General features: G+C 46.0%; 15 protein-coding genes. 2 read left to right on the top strand and 13 right to left on the bottom strand.

The window, feature by feature from the left end; all coding sequences use genetic code 11:
- Window positions 1-199: 199 nt before the first annotated feature.
- Complete coding sequence (locus DCMF_RS28030) at window positions 200-1,063, top strand: DNRLRE domain-containing protein (RefSeq protein ID WP_214658960.1); 864 nt, start codon at window positions 200-202, stop codon at window positions 1,061-1,063.
- A 206-nt stretch (window positions 1,064-1,269) separates the two neighbouring features.
- Here DCMF_RS28030 and DCMF_RS28025 read toward each other — a convergent pair whose 3' ends face one another.
- Window positions 1,270-1,596, bottom strand: a complete 327-nt coding sequence (locus tag DCMF_RS28025) for a YnfA family protein (protein WP_148137501.1) — start codon at window positions 1,594-1,596, stop codon at window positions 1,270-1,272.
- 188 nt (window positions 1,597-1,784) lie between these two features.
- On the opposite strand from DCMF_RS28025, the gene DCMF_RS28020 reads away from it, so the two are divergent.
- Window positions 1,785-3,920, top strand: a complete 2,136-nt coding sequence (locus DCMF_RS28020; protein WP_148137500.1) for an S-layer homology domain-containing protein — start codon at window positions 1,785-1,787, stop codon at window positions 3,918-3,920.
- Between the two features lie 178 nt (window positions 3,921-4,098).
- On the opposite strand, the gene DCMF_RS28015 is transcribed toward DCMF_RS28020, so the two are convergent.
- The 12 genes from DCMF_RS28015 to DCMF_RS27960 all read right to left on the bottom strand — a co-directional run bounded on the left by DCMF_RS28015 (window position 4,099) and on the right by DCMF_RS27960 (window position 17,663).
- Window positions 4,099-5,082: an ABC transporter ATP-binding protein gene (locus DCMF_RS28015; RefSeq protein WP_148137499.1), complete on the bottom strand. Its 984-nt coding sequence runs from the start codon at window positions 5,080-5,082 to the stop codon at window positions 4,099-4,101.
- Window positions 5,083-5,099: 17 nt separating this feature from the next.
- Window positions 5,100-6,062, bottom strand: coding sequence for an ABC transporter ATP-binding protein (locus DCMF_RS28010; RefSeq protein ID WP_148137498.1), 963 nt, complete (start codon window positions 6,060-6,062; stop codon window positions 5,100-5,102).
- 2 nt (window positions 6,063-6,064) lie between these two features.
- On the bottom strand, window positions 6,065-6,922 hold the full coding sequence (locus DCMF_RS28005) for a DUF1028 domain-containing protein (protein WP_236860140.1): 858 nt from the start codon (window positions 6,920-6,922) through the stop codon (window positions 6,065-6,067).
- Between the two features lies 1 nt (window position 6,923).
- Complete coding sequence (locus tag DCMF_RS28000; RefSeq protein WP_236860139.1) at window positions 6,924-7,814, bottom strand: ABC transporter permease; 891 nt, start codon at window positions 7,812-7,814, stop codon at window positions 6,924-6,926.
- Between the two features lie 11 nt (window positions 7,815-7,825).
- The gene (locus tag DCMF_RS27995) at window positions 7,826-8,773 is read right to left on the bottom strand and encodes an ABC transporter permease (protein WP_148137495.1); all 948 of its coding nucleotides are present in this window, start codon (window positions 8,771-8,773) and stop codon (window positions 7,826-7,828) included.
- 30 nt (window positions 8,774-8,803) lie between these two features.
- On the bottom strand, window positions 8,804-10,393 hold the full coding sequence (locus DCMF_RS27990; protein ID WP_148137494.1) for an ABC transporter substrate-binding protein: 1,590 nt from the start codon (window positions 10,391-10,393) through the stop codon (window positions 8,804-8,806).
- Window positions 10,394-10,511: 118 nt separating this feature from the next.
- Window positions 10,512-11,750, bottom strand: coding sequence for a hypothetical protein (locus DCMF_RS27985; protein ID WP_148137493.1), 1,239 nt, complete (start codon window positions 11,748-11,750; stop codon window positions 10,512-10,514).
- Complete coding sequence (locus DCMF_RS27980) at window positions 11,740-12,483, bottom strand: response regulator transcription factor (RefSeq protein WP_148137492.1); 744 nt, start codon at window positions 12,481-12,483, stop codon at window positions 11,740-11,742. Before DCMF_RS27980 ends, DCMF_RS27985 begins: the two co-directional genes overlap by 11 nt.
- 217 nt (window positions 12,484-12,700) lie before the next feature.
- Entirely contained in the window at window positions 12,701-13,522 is an 822-nt protein-coding gene (locus tag DCMF_RS27975) for a sensor histidine kinase (protein WP_148137491.1), read from the bottom strand.
- 267 nt (window positions 13,523-13,789) lie between these two features.
- A complete protein-coding gene (locus tag DCMF_RS27970) occupies window positions 13,790-15,322 on the bottom strand; it encodes an amino acid permease (RefSeq protein WP_148137490.1) in 1,533 nt (510 codons plus the stop codon).
- A gap of 436 nt (window positions 15,323-15,758) precedes the next feature.
- The gene (locus DCMF_RS27965; protein ID WP_148137489.1) at window positions 15,759-16,991 is read right to left on the bottom strand and encodes an ABC transporter permease; all 1,233 of its coding nucleotides are present in this window, start codon (window positions 16,989-16,991) and stop codon (window positions 15,759-15,761) included.
- A 3-nt stretch (window positions 16,992-16,994) separates the two neighbouring features.
- Window positions 16,995-17,663 carry an ABC transporter ATP-binding protein gene (locus DCMF_RS27960; RefSeq protein WP_148137488.1) on the bottom strand — a complete coding sequence of 223 codons (669 nt, stop codon included), beginning with the start codon at window positions 17,661-17,663 and terminating at the stop codon, window positions 16,995-16,997.
- Window positions 17,664-17,834: the final 171 nt, after the last annotated feature.

Below are 17,834 nucleotides of genomic sequence, written 5' to 3'. Positions count from 1 at the left end.
TTTCCCTCTTTCTATACGCTCCATGAGAGAGAAAATTCTTTTTAGGTGCACTGTGTTCTTTCCGCAACAGCAGCCCATCCGGCAAAATGAATTTTAAGGTAAAATTAAGAATCATTGCCGGTATTATGTTCATATTTTAAATAGGCAAAGCATATGATGCAGTACGGGCTATCAGATTTTCAGGAGAAAGGAGATGATCATGATGGCTACGATCAATTTGCCGGCCATCGATGATTCATTCGTCGATTCATTTCAGCCTACCCTTAATTATGGGAGTTCCCCTGTCCTGCTGGTGGGAAAACTGGCAGACGGGATCCTGTACCGCTCCCTATTAAAATTTGATCTTGCTTCTATCCCATCCGGGGCTTCCATTACATCTGCCCAGTTAACACTTGAGATGAATTTCGATTATAGCGGTGCAGGAACCATCGCCTCTATTACCCCTTATGCAGTAGCAGACAATTGGAGCGGCGCCACCGTAACCTGGAACAACCAGCCGGCTATCAATCAGGCCATCGCCGGCACGACTGCAAATGTTACCGTTACCGGACCTTACTCCTGGAATGTTTTAAGCCTGGTAAACGGATGGTCTACCGGAAGTCTGGCCAATAACGGCTTGGAATTGAGAACAGGGGAAAGTGCCTCCCTGGAAACGAAAAGTTTTGTCAGCAGCAATGCCGCCGCCCAGAAACCTGTTCTGACCATTAAGTATGAGACCGACCTTCCTGCAGCGGTAACAATTGTCGGGCATGCGGTGGAATCCGGGCATGAAGATGTGACCACGACAGATTCGTTTCAGTATTCCGTGGCCAGAGATACCTCTCAAATGACCGAGGTCAGCTTCACTATCCATAATACAGGTGGAAATACCGCCATCGTAGGAATTCAGTATAGCAATGACGGCCTCACTTATACCCCCCAGGAATTTTTTGACGCATCATTTCCCAACACCGTGATACTACTCCCTGCCTTGGTCTATTCAGGCTTTAAAAGGGTAGCTTACCGGTCCCTGGCTTCAGGCCAACCTACCACATTGGCCATCGATTATCAGGCCCAGATATAAGATGAATATTATTCTGATGGAGCTGTACGAAAACTTTTGAAGGAAGACCCGGATTCCGGGTCCAAAGATAAGAGAGCCCTCCTCTGGTAGCATCAATAAACTACTCCGGGAGGGCTTTTTCCATCAAACCGGGGCCATTTTAGCAGGGAAAAGCGAAAATTTTGACTGTGAAAAAGACTCCCACAGCCAGAAGAACAGGGCGGTTTCTAATTTCGCGGCACCCACAGAATAATGGAGATTCCGACCAAGCACACCAGCGCGCCGATCCAATCGTAAATATCCGGTACTTTATTGTCCACACCCCATCCCCATAATAATGACATCAGGATAAATACGCCGCCATAAGCAGCGTATACCCTGCCAAAATTAGGAAACTGCTGTAAGGTTGGGATCACACCATAAACAATTAAGATCAGCCCGCCAATGAAACCATACCAGAGAGGTTTGCCTTCCCTCAGCCATAGCCAAACCAGGTAACCCCCGCCAATCTCAGCCAATCCGGCTAAAATAAAGAGTACGATTGCTTTTAACATAACTTCCTCCCGGACAAATTTGCCTTTCGTCCTATTTTAAGATCAATAACAGAAAAATTATACTATAGAATCCCGCCCAAAAGTAAAAGGAAACTTTATAATATTCTCACAAAAATAATTTTGATGGAAACTTTTGTGCCCATCCACTAGTCTATATAAGTAAATCATATCGGGAGGGATTAAAGTTAATGAAAAAGACTCTTGCCCTGTTCATCATCATGGGACTGATTCTGGCTACCGTGCCTCTGGCCTCTATTGCTCAAGAGCCGAGCAATGCCCCGATCCAAGTGGAAAAAGCCATCGAGATTGCGAAAGGCCTTTTCCAAATTTCCTCGTCCCTTGACCAGTTTGACTCCACTTATGAACAGAACGAATATGCCAATGTCTGGTCACTGCGCTGGTATAACAACAAAGGCGATGGTGAGGTCAATGTAAGGGTTGATGCGGATAGCGGTGAAATAGCGGGGTATAACGCTTATGACCCCCAGGATTATACGGGAAAATACAGCAGCATTCCAAAAATATCCCGGAAAGAGGGGGAAAGCATCGCCCTTAATTTCATCAAAAAGGTTGCGCCTTCCAAAGCAAATCAAATTATTCTGAAACCTAATAACGAAACATCCTACGGTGGACCTGTATTTCATCAGTACAGCTTTAACCGCGTGATTAACGGAGTGGAATATCCGGCCAACAATATCAGCGTGGAAGTCAACGGCCAAACAGGTCAGGTACGCAGTTTCAATGTGAGCTGGGAAAAAATCAATGTTACGGCTAAAACGCCCAAGCTGACCCTGGGGGAGGCAGAAAAGATCTTCACAGAAAAATTCGGTTTTGAATTAAAATATTTAAAGCCTCAAACCAGCGGGACCACCAGCAAGCCCATTATGACGATTTATGAAATCAACAACCCTTATCAGGTCGCCATTGATGCTTCCAGCGGGGAAATTGTGCAAGATGACTATTACGGCCCTTATTATGACCGCAAGAGCATGATGGGGGGCGGCGAAGCAGCCAATGATGCCCAAAAACCGGCCTTATCACCCATTGAACAAAGAATTGCCGATGAATTAAAAGGCTTGATTTCCAAAGAAAGCGCCTTAGAGATTGCCAAAAAAGCGGCCGGCGTCCCGGACAATTTCAAGTTAAACGGGGCCAGTCTCAATAAAGATTGGGATTTTCCGGAACTTAGAATCTGGTCCTTCCAGTGGAACCGGGAAGAAAAAGACCATTATGGCTGGGCCAGTGCCGAGATTGATGCCAAAACCGGAAAAGTCCTGGCCTTTGATTTTAGTGAAAACAACAATCCCATTGATAGCAGCGTACCATTGGATCAAAGGTCTCTTAAAATCAAAAGTAAATCCGCAGCAGAAAAACTAGTCACCAGTTTTTTGGAGGACAATTATCCTGAAGTTGTGGGCAACCTGCGAGCACAAACCGACAATTATGTCAGGCCTTATCCGGCTCAGGACGACAACAATCAGCCCAATTATTTTTTCCCTTATGAACGGTTAGTCGACGGCATTCCTTTTAGCCAAAATTATGTCAATGCTACGGTGGACAGCTACACAGGGAAAATCAGCAGTTTCCGGATCCGCTTTTTAGACCTGGATTTTCCCGCAACCGATCAGGTGTTGGATCAGACCCAGTTTACTGCTGACTTTTTTGCCGAAAATCACATGATCTTAGTCTACTCCAAAGATAAGGATCAGAATTTACGACTGGTTTATAAGCTTGCGCCTCTGGAAAGCTATCGTTTCAACGCCCAGAGCGGCGAAATGATCGGCTTTGACGGAGAACCGGTCAAAGATCACAATGTTTCGGAGATTACGGATATTAAAGGCCATTGGGCAGAACAAGCGATCAACACGCTAAACCAATTAGGTTTACTGCATTATGAGAACGGTCTTTTCCAACCCAATGGGGAGATTACTCAAGCCGAAATCATGAAAGCTTTAGTGAAATCAACAAACAGCTACCTCACGGATTCTACGGAAGGAAACTGGTATGACAGCTATTACCAGCAGGCAAAACAATCCGGCCTGATCACGGCAAAAGAAATGAATCCTTCCGCGTCTGTCACCAGGGAAGAATTGGCTAAGTACCTCACCCGTACTATGGTAGGCGACAAATATGCCACATTAAATATTTACAAGGTTGACTTTAAGGATGCGGCAAAGATTACGCCAGGCTATGCAGGCTACGTGGCCATTGTCAGCGGACTGGGTATCATGAGCGGGGACGGCGCCAACTTCAATCCCCAAACGAAAGCCTTAAAAGGCGAAGCTTGCGCGATTCTGGTCAAATATTTGAAAACAGAAAAATAGCCTGAACTCATAGCAGACTTTTAGTGCCAAATACGTGCCCATGCCGGGCACATAAGAAAGAAAACCGGTACTCCATCCAAGTACCGGTTTTCTTATTTTCAATTCTCCTCAATTTTGTTTACCGTCCAAAAATATTCCTAACCCAATAGCCTTCCTCTCCCGATCCGTCAGCTTATCATTACCCGTACAGATGGCACGCGACATAGTGACCTGAAGCAATTTCCTTTAACTCCGGCCTTGCCTCCTTACACCTGTCAAAGCAGCTCTGGCACCTGGGATGAAAACTGCAACCGGAAGGCGGATTCTGAGGGTTAGGTACATCCCCCGTTAGGATGATGCGGTGCCGCTTCACTTCCGGGTCCGGTACCGGGACAGCAGACATCAAAGCCTTTGTATAAGGGTGCAGGGGGAGATCACTAATTGCCCTTTTTGCCGCCAATTCTACCAGCCTGCCCAAATACATCACCCCGATTCGAGTGCAAAAATGTTTGACCACACTTAAATCATGGGCAATAAAGAGATAGGTCAGTTTAAACTCCTCCTGCAAATCCCGCATCAAGTTCAATACCTGGGCCTGAACGGACACATCCAAAGCGGAAACAGGCTCATCGGCAAAAATAATTTTAGGCTGAAAGATCAGGGCCCGGGCAATCCCTATTCTTTGCCGCTGACCCCCGCTAAACTCATGGGGATAACGATCCCCATGGGCCCTGGTTAGACCAACCACTTCAAGAACCCGGTCTACCCGTTCTTCCCGCTCCTTTTTGCTGTACTTATGATGAATCACAAAAGGTTCCAGGAGAATTTTCCGAATCGTCATTCTCGGATTCAGGGAAGAATAGGGATCCTGAAAAATCATTTGAATATCCTCACGGATCCGGCGCAGCTGGTTAAAATTCATTTTCGTCAAATCCTTGCCCTGATACCAAACTTCTCCGGAAGTAGGCGGCAACAATTGGAGCACAGTCCGCCCTGTCGTTGATTTTCCGCATCCGCTCTCTCCTACTAAACCAAAGGTTTCGCCATCCTGTAGCGTAAAAGAAACGTCATCGACGGCTTTTACATCCCCCACAATCCTTTGGAAAAAGCCTTTTTTTACGGGAAAATATTTTTTCAAATTTTTTACGATCAAGAGATCGGGTTTTCTCACCTTATCATCCATAAAAGTTCCCTACCCTTCTAAGAATAGAGCCAGCAGCTGGTAAAATGTCCCGGCCCTATTTCTACTCTAGGTGGTTGATGATACAGGCACTGGGCCTGCGCTGCCTCACAACGGGGAGCAAAACGGCATCCTGCAGGCATTTCCTCGGGTAAAGGAACTGTTCCCTTAATAGAAAAGAGATATTTCTTTCCTTCTCCTTTGCTGGGAATAGAATTCATCAGCCCCACGGTATACTGGTGCTTCGGATCCCGGAAAATGTCCTTCACACTTCCCTCTTCCATTATTTTTCCTGCATACATAATCATGACCCGGTCACACATTTCTGCCACGACACCCATATCATGGGTAATTAAAATAATGGCCGTTTTGAATTCGTCCTGCAAACTCCCCATCAAGTCCAGAATCTGGGCCTGAATCGTCACATCCAAAGCTGTCGTAGGCTCATCCGCGATCAGAAGATCCGGATGACAGCACATGGCCCCGGCAATCATCACACGCTGGCGCATACCTCCGGACAATTGGTGGGGAAACTCATCCATGATTTCTTCCGCTCTGGGAATACCCACCTTTCTCAACATCTCTACGCTTTGGGAAAACGCCTCCTTTTTCCGGCACCGGGTATGTTCGCTAATCCCTTCCATCAACTGACTGCCGATGGAAAAGACCGGATCCAGAGATGTCAAGGGATCCTGGAAAATCATTGCTATCTCCTGTCCCCTCAGGCGGGAGAACTCTTCTTCCCGAAACTGGTGGAGATCCTTACCGTTAAATCTGATTTTACCCTCTACGCGGGCGGCCCCTTTTGGCAAAAGCCCCATGATGGATAAGGCCGTGACGCTTTTTCCGCATCCAGACTCCCCCACGATCCCCAAAGTTTCTCCCTTGATCATCCCAAAACCTAGGTTTTCCACCACCGGGACAAATCTCCTGCCTTTTTTAAAAGACACCGTGAGATCCTTTACCTCTAACAGTTCTTCCATGTTTATCCCCTTTGTCCCTGCACCATTTTTTCCAGATAGTTTACCACCTGAACATCTATATACCCATTTTCCAGGATCCGTTCATCAAAATTTTCCATAAGTTGAAAGCTGTTCAGCGCCTCGTAAAATTTTTCATCAGAAACCGGCCCCTCCTGGAGATACGCTAAATCCCGCAAATGGTTTTCCAGCGTCCGGCGCAGTATGGCGTCGATTCTTAAAATGTCTTCCGGCCGGGGCGGCTCAAAATATAATTTATGCAGTTGATATAAGCCTATTAAAGCCGGAATCGGATCCCGATGATCATCAATGCGCAAATCCACCGCCCGGTCATGTCCTCCATAACCCGCCTTTTCTTTTACCACAAGGATCGCGGCGGATTGCCTTCCCCGCCGGTCTCCGCCGGCCCGGTCACCAGCCAGCAAAGCGTGGAGCAGGCGCTGGGCCAAATGTCCCTTTTCGGCCTGAAAACAATCTACCATCGCCTTTATTGTTTCTTCCCCCACAAGGATGTTGCCCTGACAAGCAAAGTTAGGTCCGGCAATGCCTCCGGCCCAGGTAAAGCACTTTTCCCCGGTAAACGTGGCGCTTTTTCCCTGGGCATTCACCATCCCCACCTGGCGAACGGCAAAATCAGGGTCATTTTTCAGAATCTGTCTCAGCACTTCTTCCGGTGTCCCACCGGAAGCAAGCAGTTCGAGGCCTAATAAACCATAATCCGAATTGGTTAGGGACTGGGTGGCCACCGCTCCCACCCCTGCTCTGGCAAAAGGGACAAAAGCTCCCACCGCCAGGAATTTGGATGCCACCGCTACCCCCAATTCGCCCGATTCCGGGTCAAAACCGACAATAGAAAATGTCACGCTAATCCACTCCTTTATTTGTCTTAGGATCCAGGGCATCCCGGAGACCGTCTCCTAAAAGATTCAGGGACATCACGACCAAGAAAATGGCCAGGCCGGGAAAAAGACTGGTGTGCAGGGCTACCCGAATATATTTTCTCCCTTCACTTAACATCACACCCCATTCCGCCAGGGGGGGCTGGGCACCAAGTCCTAAGAAGCTCATGCCGGAGGCTGCCAGAATCATCCAGCCAACGTCCAAACTGGCCGCCACGATCAAGGGAGGAAGACAATTGGGTAAAATATGGCGCAAGACAATGTGGAAATGCCCTGCCCCCATCGCCCTTTCTGCCATGACAAACTCCATTTCCCGAAAAGTTAAAGTTGTTCCTCTCACGATCCTGGCATAATATGGTATGCCGACAATACTGATGGCAACCATGGTGTTCATGAGGCCCGGACCCAGTGCGGCAATAATGGCAATGGCCAGTAAAACGTAGGGAAAAGCCATTAAAATATCCATCGAACGCATGATCAAAGTGTCAAAATAACCTTGAAAATAACCGGCAAGCAAACCCAAAATAGTGCCGAAAAAGCAAGCCGTCGCTACGGCCAAGAAACCCACGGCCACAGAAGCACGTCCTCCCCAGATTAAACGGCTGAGCAGATCCCTGCCCAATTCGTCGGTACCTAAGAAGTGCCCCGAAAATCCCACCGGGGAAAGCCGCAGGGTAAGATCAGGTTTATTAGGATCAGCGATCGGCAACACCGGGGCCAGAATACCTAACCCAATAATCACGATCAGAACAAATGCCCCCACAAGAGCGGCTTTGTCCCCACGAAGCTTTTTCCAGGCATCCGCCCAAGGGCCGCCTTTCCGGGCCTCCGGCGCCACATTTTCTTTCCGGCGCACTGCCCCACCTCCTAGTTGTATTTGATCCTGGGATCCAGGTAGGCATAAAAAATATCGACCACCAAATTTAGCAGCACATAAGTCGTGGCAACAAAAAGCACAATCCCTTGCACCAGCGGAAAGTCACGGGCTAGAATTCCTTTTACCATTAAAGTTCCAATTCCCGGCCAGGAAAAAACTGTTTCCACGAGAATTGCGCCGGCCAAAAGAAACCCTACCTCCATGCCGATCACGGTTAAGATGGGAATAAAGGCGTTCTTGAGGGCATGCCGATATACCACCTTCCATCTTCTCAAGCCTTTGGCTTTTGCAGTTCGAATAAAATCCTGCTCTAAAACTTCCAGCATGCTGGACCTGGTCATCCGGGCAATGATGGCGCCGGACCCCACAGACAGGCTGACAGCGGGCAGGATCAAGTGACTGATCATGTCAAAAAATCCGGTTTGTCCGGGGGAATTCATGCCGGAAATGGGCAGCCATTCCCAATGAAGTCCAAACAGAATCTGCAGCATCACACCCAGCCAAAACACAGGAATGCAAAAACCCACCAGAGAAAGCACCATTAAAAACCGGTCCACAAATGTATACCCTTTGCTGGCGGCGGTCACCCCAAAAACAATCCCGCCCAGGGAAGCAAGGACCGCACTGACCATCGTCAAAATAATGGTGGCGCCGAAGTGCCCCCAAATGAGAGGCAATACGTCCATTTTCATCTGAATGGACCGCCCCCAATCTCCGCGCAGGATATTTCCCATCCAATTCAGGTATTGCTGGTAGATGGGGAGATTAAGGCCCAATTCTTCTCTCATCTGGCGGAGAGCCTCTTCCGTAGCCTTCGGCCCCAAAATAATCTGAGCCGGGTCTCCGGGAGCAAGATGGATAATGGAAAAAGTTAAAATGCTCACGCCTAGTAATACAGGGATCAGAGCGATCAGTCTTTTGCCAATATAGAAAAGCACTCCTTTTCCCCCCTGCCTTTTTTATTGAGTTTATTCAAGGTCAACCTGAGCAAACCGGAATACTCCGTTGGGCTGGAGCTTAAAGTTCTTTAACCGGGGACTGGTGACCACAATCTGTTTTTCATAATCAACAGCAACCCAGGGAGCATCCGCCATAATCATTTCCTGCACCTGCTCATACATTTGTGCCCGCTCCTGGTGATCTGCCGTTTTTCTTGCTTCCTTTAACAGTTTGTCGACCTCCGGATTCTGATAATAGGAATCATTGAACCCTACCGGAGGAATTTGTTCCCCACTCAGCAGTCCATAAAGAAAGTTATCCGGATCCCCGTTGTCCCCGATAAAAGACATCTGGTGCATATCTAATTCACTCTTCTCCGGAGCTACATATACTTTATCGAGATAGGTGCCCCATTCCATCTTTTGAATCTCTACTTGGATGCCTACTTTGGCTAAATCAGCCTGAATTGCGGCAGCCATCAATGTAGGCTGCTGCATGCCCGAGCCGGATTCAGGGATCCAATAACTACATGAAAAACCATCGGGGTACCCTGCCTCATCCAGCAGCTGCTGCGCTTTTTCCGGATTGTATTCATAGTTCTTCAGATTAAAATTATGCCCCCACACAATGGAAGGAAGAGGTGAATTCGCCATCTCTCCGGTATCCTGAAGGATGTTTTTCACAATGGCTTCTTTATCAATGGCATAGTTGATCGCCTGGCGCACCTTGACATCATTAAAAGGTTTCTTCTGGCAATTAAAAGTGGTAAACCACACGTGCATGCCCGGTTGTTCCACAATGGGGAACTGTTTTGCCTCTTGAATCCGTATTAAATCATCAGGAGGCACGTTGACGATGAGATCCAGATTACCTGCTTCCAATTCGGTGACCCGGGTCTGATCCTCCACAATAGGCTTGAAAATAACCTTGTCAATCTTAGGAGATCCTTTAAAATAATCCGGGTTTTTTTCTAAAATCACTTCTACCCCGGGGGTCCAACTGACAAATTTCAACGGACCTGTCCCCACAGGATTTCTCGTGAAATCCTTGCCGTATTTTTCTACTGCCGCAGGACTGACAATGCTTGCCGAATGCATCGCCATATTGCTGAGAAAAGGAGAAAAAGGTTCTTTCAGAATGATCTTAACCGTGTAATCATCCACCACTTGAACTTCTTTCACCGGACCAAAAGTTAAATCAGCATAAGCGAACTCTCCCGTATCATGGTAAGGGTGATTGGGGTCAATCTGCCGGTTAATGGTAAATTTCACCGCTTCGGCATTGAAGGGGGTGCCGTCATGAAATTTCACATCTTTACGCAAGTAAAATGTGTATTCCAGGCCGTCGTCAGACATATCCCACTTTTCCGCCAGGCCCGGTTCAATCTCCGTACTTTCCGTCTTAAACTCTACCAGCTGATCATAAATATCTATTGCGGCACGGCTGGTATTATAATCCGCAACCTGAGAGGCATCCAAAGTAGTTGGTTCCGCCTGCAAACCTACGATCACAGTCTTCTCGCTCTGCTTTCCGCTTCCCGCACTTGGGGAAGAACTGCCGCACCCAGTTGCCCCCAACGCAAGAATAAGTACCAGAAAAATCCATAATACCCGTTTCATTTTCTCCCTCCTCATTTTTTATAAAAAAAGAAACAACCCTAAGAGAATTATAGCAGTTGTTTCCTGGAAGATTTTGCACTTTTATTCATAATTTTTGTAATATTCACCCAACTTATTGCTAATAGCGAACACCTTTGCCCTTAGCCAGGCAAAAAACGGATAACAAGACACAGGTTGAAGCGCTGCTGATTAAAACCCCGTAAGGACCCCGGCAGTTAGGAAAATATAGCTCCGCTACCAAAGCAGCAACAAATCCAATCAAGGGAAAAAGCCATACGATTTCAGGAATCGGTTTACGCCAAAAGGAAGCAAAAATGAGTAAAATACAGGTGGCCCCGTGGATGATCCCAAAGGAAATAAAAACATCCATGATACTCCAATCGCAAAATGCAGCCAGATATAATCCTAAAATTACCCCCAAAAACAAGTAGTTTCCTGTTTTAGAAAAGTAATTATCCGAGGTAAAGTCGGTAAAATTATGCCCCATCGTTCTTTCTAATCGATAAAAATAAAAACTAAAGGTAAAGAATGCCATGATCAGGAGCAGGGAAACAAAGAGGCAAAAAGTCACAAAAGAAGCGTCTTTTTCAATGAGCAAGAGAATCTGGTGATTATAATAATCACTTTTTAAATTGTTGGCAATCGTCACAAAGGTCACTGCGGAAAAACCTAAGGCCACCGTAGACCAAATGATCGCCGCCAGACCAATGCCCCGCATCGTTTTCTTGTCGCTGTGAAAAAAATTTCGATCATGGACACCTAAAAACAATTTACTAAACATAATCATCGTGGCTGCCAAAAGGAAGGGCATCCAGCCATTCTGGCTTAAATGCAGGACTCTGGGATGAAAATGAAGCAGATCATTGTAGACAGTTTCCAGCCCTTTTTGCAAGAAGGCATAAATAGGCAAATAAGCTGCTAAGCCCAGATAACACATTAGTCTGATATTGTTTTCCCTAGGGTTTTCATGCCTTCCTCTGGGATATAAAAATATACTGCCTGCCAAAAAAACAGTTACCGTAATTAGTTTATTGATCCCAAAAAATTCTTCTAAAAGAAGCATTCCTACGATACCCTCGGAAATCAGGAATTCGGCCCACATGAATCCTGTGATGATGGTGATGATCTTTTTACTGGAAATAAACGTTGTCTCGGGATTTAAGCCGGATGTATTCCTGCGCTGAAGAGATTGATTCAAAAGAAGAAATAAAAGGAAAGCCAGCAAAATAGCAAAAAACAAACCGATGCCGCCGAAAACACCATAGAAAAACACCGCCTCCTCAGCCAAAAAAATCAGGCTTACGGACAATCCATCCAAAATATATTTCACACTGAGTAACGGTTTACTATTGCTCATGGAAGAATCCGTCTCCTACCCGATTTAGCTTCCGATACTCTTTAGGAGCTTTACCGGTAATCCGTTTGAAAGCTTTGCAAAAGTAATGCTGGCTGTTAAATCCGGTTTCATCGGCAATCTGCTGAATAGACCAGTCTTTGTTGATGTTTAAAAACAGCTTGGCCATCTCCACCCGGTAATGAATTAAATATTCGGAAAAAGGCATCCCCATTTCTTCACTGAAATGACGGCTGAGAGAAGATGTGCTGATATGCAGTCTCTGGGCTACATCAGCCAGCAATAATTGATTCTTATAGCTGGTTTTGATCACATTGAGGACTTGCCAGACCAGCTCAGAATGATGTTCCATTTCAGGGTGCTTCTTGAGAAATTTTTTGAGAACTTTGACTAGTTCTTCTTCCACCAAGGGCTTTACTAAATAATCCATGACGCCCAATTTGATCGAATATTGAGCATACTGAAAGTCTTGATAGGCCGTAACAATCACAAGCTCCATTAAGGGAAACTTTTCCTTTAATTCTGCGGCCACTTCCAGTCCCGATTTTCCCGGTAGTTTAATATCGATAAAGGCCAAATCAAAACATTCTTGTTTTTTTAAGGCGATCTGAGCCGCGGCTAAGGCGTGAGATTCTTTGGAAGCTTTCACAAACTTGAACATCGGATAACAGGAATGAATCATAAATTCCAGCTGTTCCAGTTCTAAAGGCTCATCTTCAAGCAATAGAATATTCATCAGAATTTCCTCCGCTGATTAACTTTCACCTGACTAACTTGGCTTACTCTGTATTCGCAGTTCTAAGGTTTGGTAAAAAGCAACCAAACCAAGAACTTGCTTCAGTCTCCCGCCTCGGGAGTCCAACGCCAATTAAGTCATGCATTTGCAGTTCTCACGCTGTATTAGCGGTTCTAAAACTTGCTAAGGAAACCACTTAGCAAGTTAAGAACTCGCGTCAAAATTCAGATGGAGTAAAAGAATCTCCATCTGAATTAAGAACTTGCTTCAAGGGCCAACAAGCTTTGATCATTCCGCCTTGATGCAAAGATGAATTTACCACTACTTCCAATTTGGCCTGATGGGAAAACAAAAGGTTGATTCTCTTGGCAATATTGGTTAATCCAATGCCTTTTTTTTGATCCTGGTCATCTTCCCTTTCCTCCAGTGGGTCATAAAGAAATCCCGGCCCATTATCCTGGACCACTAATTCAACATAATTGTCCTGGTTGATTACCTTTTTACAGATGGTGATCCACAGGCAGGCTCTTTCTTCAACCTGCTCCAATCCGTGTTTAAACGCATTTTCCACCAGAATCTGAATTAAATAAGATGGAATCATCGCTCTGTCCAAGCCGGGTTCAACCTGCCATTCAATCTGAAGGCGATCCCCATAGCGCAAATGTTGAATGGCCAAATAATGCTTGGTATGGTCTATTTCCTGATCTAAGGGATTTAGCTGACATTTTACTTGATATTTATAGCGCAGATAGAGTACTAAATGTTCAAAGGAAGGAATGAGCTGGTCTAATCTTTTGAACCTGGCCAGGCTCAAAAGAGAATTTAAGGTATTGAATAAAAAGTGGGGTTGAATTTGTTGGGTTAACTGCAAGTACTCGCTTTTTTGCAATTCACTTTCCAAGAAAATCCTTCTGTTTTCAATCTCTAAAACATGAATCTCCTGCTCCAGCATGCTGTTAAAGACAATTAATAAAATTCCAATTACCGGACCTAGAATACTAATTAAAGTAATAAGAAAAAACAGCTGGTAGGATACCATCAATCATTCCCACCTCGTTTTTATGTTTCCTAGAATTTCCTCAAAAGCAAAGAAAACTCCTTCCATGATGGTATTTATTTTAGCATAGGATGATATTTTTATCGGGTCCTCCAATTTCTTTTTTTTGCACTTTCTTGTTTTTAAATAGCAATTGCATCTAACCCCAAAACAGTGCATGTAATGATAAGAGAATAAAGGTATTTCCCAAAAGTAAAAAAAGGGAGTGGCCCAAAGTATTTATGGGCACTCCCTCTGATAGGAGATAACTTAAGCGCTTGGTCCTCTGGTTTTGCCGGCGGCCAACTTAGCGGCACGCTCCAGTTTTTCTAATTCATCCGCAGAAAGCAGTTCATGCTGCAACTGTAATTTCCCCCGCATATAAGTAAAATAGTAAATCGTTAAGGCCACCATAATCCCGGCAAATATTTTGAATGTAATAAAGTTTGGCGGCAAGACCACGGCAATACTGATATACAGATTCCACAGAATCGCGACGACGGCAATCCAAATTCCATGTTTACCCAGGTTCCAGGGACCCAACTCCGTCCACTTCCCTTTTAGCTTGGCCCGCACAGCGATAATAATGACGATAAAATAGCCAAAATAGAAGCCCAAAGTGGCAATGGAGGTTACCGTGGACAAGACGGAGGCCCATATGGTCAACACGGCCATACAAATAGTGCCCACGATCGTTGCCATATAAGGGGCGCCGTTTTTATTCACAGCCTTCAGCCTGGATGAAAAAGGCAGGTTACCGTCCCGGGCCAAGGAAAAAATAACCCTCTGATAAACGGTCATGCTGGAAAGACCGCAGGCAAACTGGGCCAGGGCGATAATGGCCAGCATGATCAAGCCCCAGGTGGATCCCATTACCTTTTGAATAATATAGGTGGCCAAGGATGTGGTTTCCATAATCTTAGGAATCTGATCCATTTCCGGCAACGCCAGGATTAATCCGAATAAGACAAAGGAACCGAAAATAAAAGAGGCGACAACGGCAATCACCATGCCCCAGGGCACATGATGCTGGGGGTCCTCTGTTTCTTCACTCACGTCGGCCGAAGCGTCAAATGCTGTTAAAGTCCAGGCTGACATGAGAATAGCAGGCAGAAAAGCAACCCAAAAGCCGGGACTTGCTAAACCGCCGATGTCCCCAGTGGGGGTGGTCGTGCTTAAAATATAGCTGAAAGGATGGGCCTTCCCCCACCAAAGAAGCAATGTGAGTAACATAATCGTACCGATCATATGCACCCAGACACTAAAATCATTAAACCAGGCCACCAGCTTAATGCCAAAGATATTCATCACCATATGGATCGTCATAATAATCAAAGTAATCGTCACAATGGTTGGCGTGGTCATCTGCAATCCAAACCAGCCGGAACCTGCCAGTAATGTGCCCAGGGAAAAATCAATCGCCACCGTAACTGCCCACCAGGCCATCAGGTTAATCCAACCGACCCACCAGCCCCAATGGGCATTGCCCAAATGGCGGGCCCACTGGTAAATACCCCCTGCTAAAGGAAAACTAGAGGCAATTTCACCCATGGCCATGGCATTGAAAAGCTGGAAAAAGGCCACCACAACCCAAGTCCAGTAAGCAGCTCCCCCTACCAGACTGATCCCATATCCGAACATAGAAATAAGGCCTGTTAAAATGGAAATAATGGAAAAGGATATGGCGAAATTTGAGAACCCACCCATTTCTCGCAACAGTTCTTGTTTGTAGCCAAATTGAGCTAAGTGCTCCGCATCTTTTTGCTTTTGGCTTACGTGTGTTTTGCTTAAATCTTCTGCCATTTGTTTGCTCTCCTCCCTTTTTAGTGCTTTTTGTTCTTTCCGTTTCCCTGTGTCATCAGAAAACCTCTCTTCTCCTTCCCTCCTTTCGCCTTTTCTTAGTAAGGTAGCCAGCTAAGCGCCAAAAAGAAAACCCTTCAAATACGGTAGCAGAGATTAGGGAAATATCTGCCCCGTGCTTTGAAGGATTACTTGCGCAAAGAAAAGGATCAGAGCGAAAAAGCAACAGCTTTCCAAGCACGGTATACCGTATCTCGGAAAGCTGCATCGCTTCCGTAATTGGAACGCGCCGTCACGCTCCATAGCTATAAATTTAAGCAATGGCAATAATTGGCTGCGTCTAGTATCATTTTATCAAATTTTTACAATGTGTCAATATTCAGTTTTTTTAAATTTTCCGATCCCCAGGTACAATGGAGTCTCCCTTCCAAAGACTGAATCACTCACTGCGCAGCGCTTCGATGGGATCAAGTTTGGCTGCTTTTCCGGCCGGATAAACACCAAAAAATACCCCTACCAAAAGAGCAAAAAGCAAGGCGATCAGAACGGCGCTTAATGAGATCGCCGTATGAATGGCGGGAAAGGCGGCGGGAAGCAGACGTGCTCCGCCAATTCCTGCCCCCAGACCCAGCAGCCCGCCGATGATGCTGATAAATACGGCCTCAATGAGAAACTGGACTAAAATGTCCCGGTTGTTCGCGCCAATGGCTTTGCGCACCCCGATTTCCCGTGTCCGCTCGGTGACGGAAACCAGCATAATATTCATGATGCCGATGCCTCCCACCAGCAGGGAGATCGCCGCAATCCCGCCCAGACCGGCAGTTAATATGCTTAATATATTATTAATGGTATTCAGCATATCCTGTTGTCTCAACACCGTGAACTCGATCTCCCGGTGGTGCTGTAACAGGATGTCTTTCACTGTTTTTTCGGCTCTGCCCACTTCCTCGGCGGATACCGCTTTGACCGTGATCTGGCTGACCTTTTTCTCTTTAGATCGGTCCAGCATTTCTGTCACGGGAAGATATATTTTTACATTTAAATCTTCTCCCTGGGGTCCCATGTTTTCCGGCTTTTCATAGCGCAGCACCCCTACGACCTGATAATCCTTTCCATTGAGCTGAAAGGTTTTGCCCACAGAATTCTTCCCATGAAACAGTTCTTTATTCGCTTGCGCACCGATCACCGCTACCCGCTCTTTTTTTTCCCGTTCGCTCTTGGTAAAAAACCGGCCGAATTGGAAACGGAATTGATGAATCTTGCTGTGATCTTCATCAACACCGGTGGTAGAAACATATATCTTCAGGTCATCAAGCCAGTCCACTCCGGGATAGATGCAGGTAACTCCCGCAATTCCTTTTTTGCCCTTCAGTCTCAGAACATCCTCATAGGTTAATGTATTTTGCCCTTGTCCGGTACTTCCTTGACGAACGCCCAGCTTGCTTTCCCCCGTTTTCATTTCCATGTCGACTTTGCCCGGAAAGACATATAACAGGTTGGCACCCAAGGACTCTACCTGTGAAGTGACTTGAGCCTTAATCCCTTCTCCGATGGAAGTAAGCATGATGACGGAAAAAATACCGATAATAATGCCCAGCATGGTTAAAAAACTGCGTAATTTGTTATGAAACAAAGACTTAAAACTACTGCGGAAGCTCTCGCGCACCCTCATTTTTTATGCCTCCCTGACCACGCCGTCGTTAATATTAACGATCCTCTTTGCTTCGTGGGCGATCCCTAAATCATGGGTCACGATCATAATTGTTTTTCCCTCCTGATTCAGTTGCCGGAAGATATCCAGAACTTCCCTGCCGGTTTTGGAATCCAAACTTCCCGTAGGCTCATCAGCCAGGATCATGGAAGGAGAATTGATGATCGCCCGGGCAATGGCAACCCGCTGTTTTTGACCGCCGGATAACTGGCTTGGCCTATATTTCATGCGGTCTTCCATGCTTAGTGCGATCAATGCCTGTTTCGCCCTTTCCCGTACAGCTTTAGGAGAATCGTTACTGTAAAGTCCGGCCAGTTCTACATTTTCCAGCGCAGTATATTGGGGCAGCAGGTTAAAGGATTGAAAAACAAAGCCAATGTGCCGGTTTCTGATGGCAGCCAGTTTTCTGTCGTTTAATTTTCCCGTATCCTCACCGGCCAGGTAGTAATTGCCCTTTGTCGGCCGGTCGAGGCAGCCGATAATATTCATCAAGGTAGATTTACCCGACCCGGATGGACCGATCATAGCCAGAAACTCCCCGTCCTTAACCTGCAGTGTCACATCTTGCAATACCTCTGTGATCTGGTCGCCGTTCCTGTAGCTTTTGTACACTCCCTGAATGTCAATTCCCATGTAAACAACTCCCTGGCGTCAGCATTTTGTTTCCGGACCAGATTTATTTTTTACATAAATAAAATGAAATATGATAAAAAAGCCCTAGCGGGCTTTTTTCGGGATTCAGGGTTTCGCTTTTTCAAGAAGTCAGCATCTGGCTTACTATTTTTGAGCTTACTTGCTGATATC

This window comes from Candidatus Formimonas warabiya (assembly GCF_002777255.1).
Lineage (GTDB): Bacteria > Bacillota > Dehalobacteriia > Dehalobacteriales > Dehalobacteriaceae > Formimonas > Formimonas warabiya.
Note: the sequence above shows the minus strand (reverse complement) of the source record. Positions and strands in the feature narration are given on the sequence as shown.

What these genes read in the sequence shown, in the direction of transcription:
- DCMF_RS28030 (WP_214658960.1), top strand. Translation starts at nt 200, where the DNA reads ATGATGGCTACGATCAATTTGCCGGCCATCGATGATTCATTCGTCGAT.
- DCMF_RS28025 (WP_148137501.1), bottom strand. Translation starts at nt 1,596, where the DNA reads ATGTTAAAAGCAATCGTACTCTTTATTTTAGCCGGATTGGCTGAGATT.
- DCMF_RS28020 (WP_148137500.1), top strand. Translation starts at nt 1,785, where the DNA reads ATGAAAAAGACTCTTGCCCTGTTCATCATCATGGGACTGATTCTGGCT.
- DCMF_RS28015 (WP_148137499.1), bottom strand. Translation starts at nt 5,082, where the DNA reads ATGGATGATAAGGTGAGAAAACCCGATCTCTTGATCGTAAAAAATTTG.
- DCMF_RS28010 (WP_148137498.1), bottom strand. Translation starts at nt 6,062, where the DNA reads ATGGAAGAACTGTTAGAGGTAAAGGATCTCACGGTGTCTTTTAAAAAA.
- DCMF_RS27990 (WP_148137494.1), bottom strand. Translation starts at nt 10,393, where the DNA reads ATGAAACGGGTATTATGGATTTTTCTGGTACTTATTCTTGCGTTGGGG.
- DCMF_RS27985 (WP_148137493.1), bottom strand. Translation starts at nt 11,750, where the DNA reads ATGAGCAATAGTAAACCGTTACTCAGTGTGAAATATATTTTGGATGGA.
- DCMF_RS27980 (WP_148137492.1), bottom strand. Translation starts at nt 12,483, where the DNA reads ATGAATATTCTATTGCTTGAAGATGAGCCTTTAGAACTGGAACAGCTG.
- DCMF_RS27975 (WP_148137491.1), bottom strand. Translation starts at nt 13,522, where the DNA reads ATGGTATCCTACCAGCTGTTTTTTCTTATTACTTTAATTAGTATTCTA.
- DCMF_RS27970 (WP_148137490.1), bottom strand. Translation starts at nt 15,322, where the DNA reads ATGGCAGAAGATTTAAGCAAAACACACGTAAGCCAAAAGCAAAAAGAT.
- DCMF_RS27965 (WP_148137489.1), bottom strand. Translation starts at nt 16,991, where the DNA reads ATGAGGGTGCGCGAGAGCTTCCGCAGTAGTTTTAAGTCTTTGTTTCAT.
- DCMF_RS27960 (WP_148137488.1), bottom strand. Translation starts at nt 17,663, where the DNA reads ATGGGAATTGACATTCAGGGAGTGTACAAAAGCTACAGGAACGGCGAC.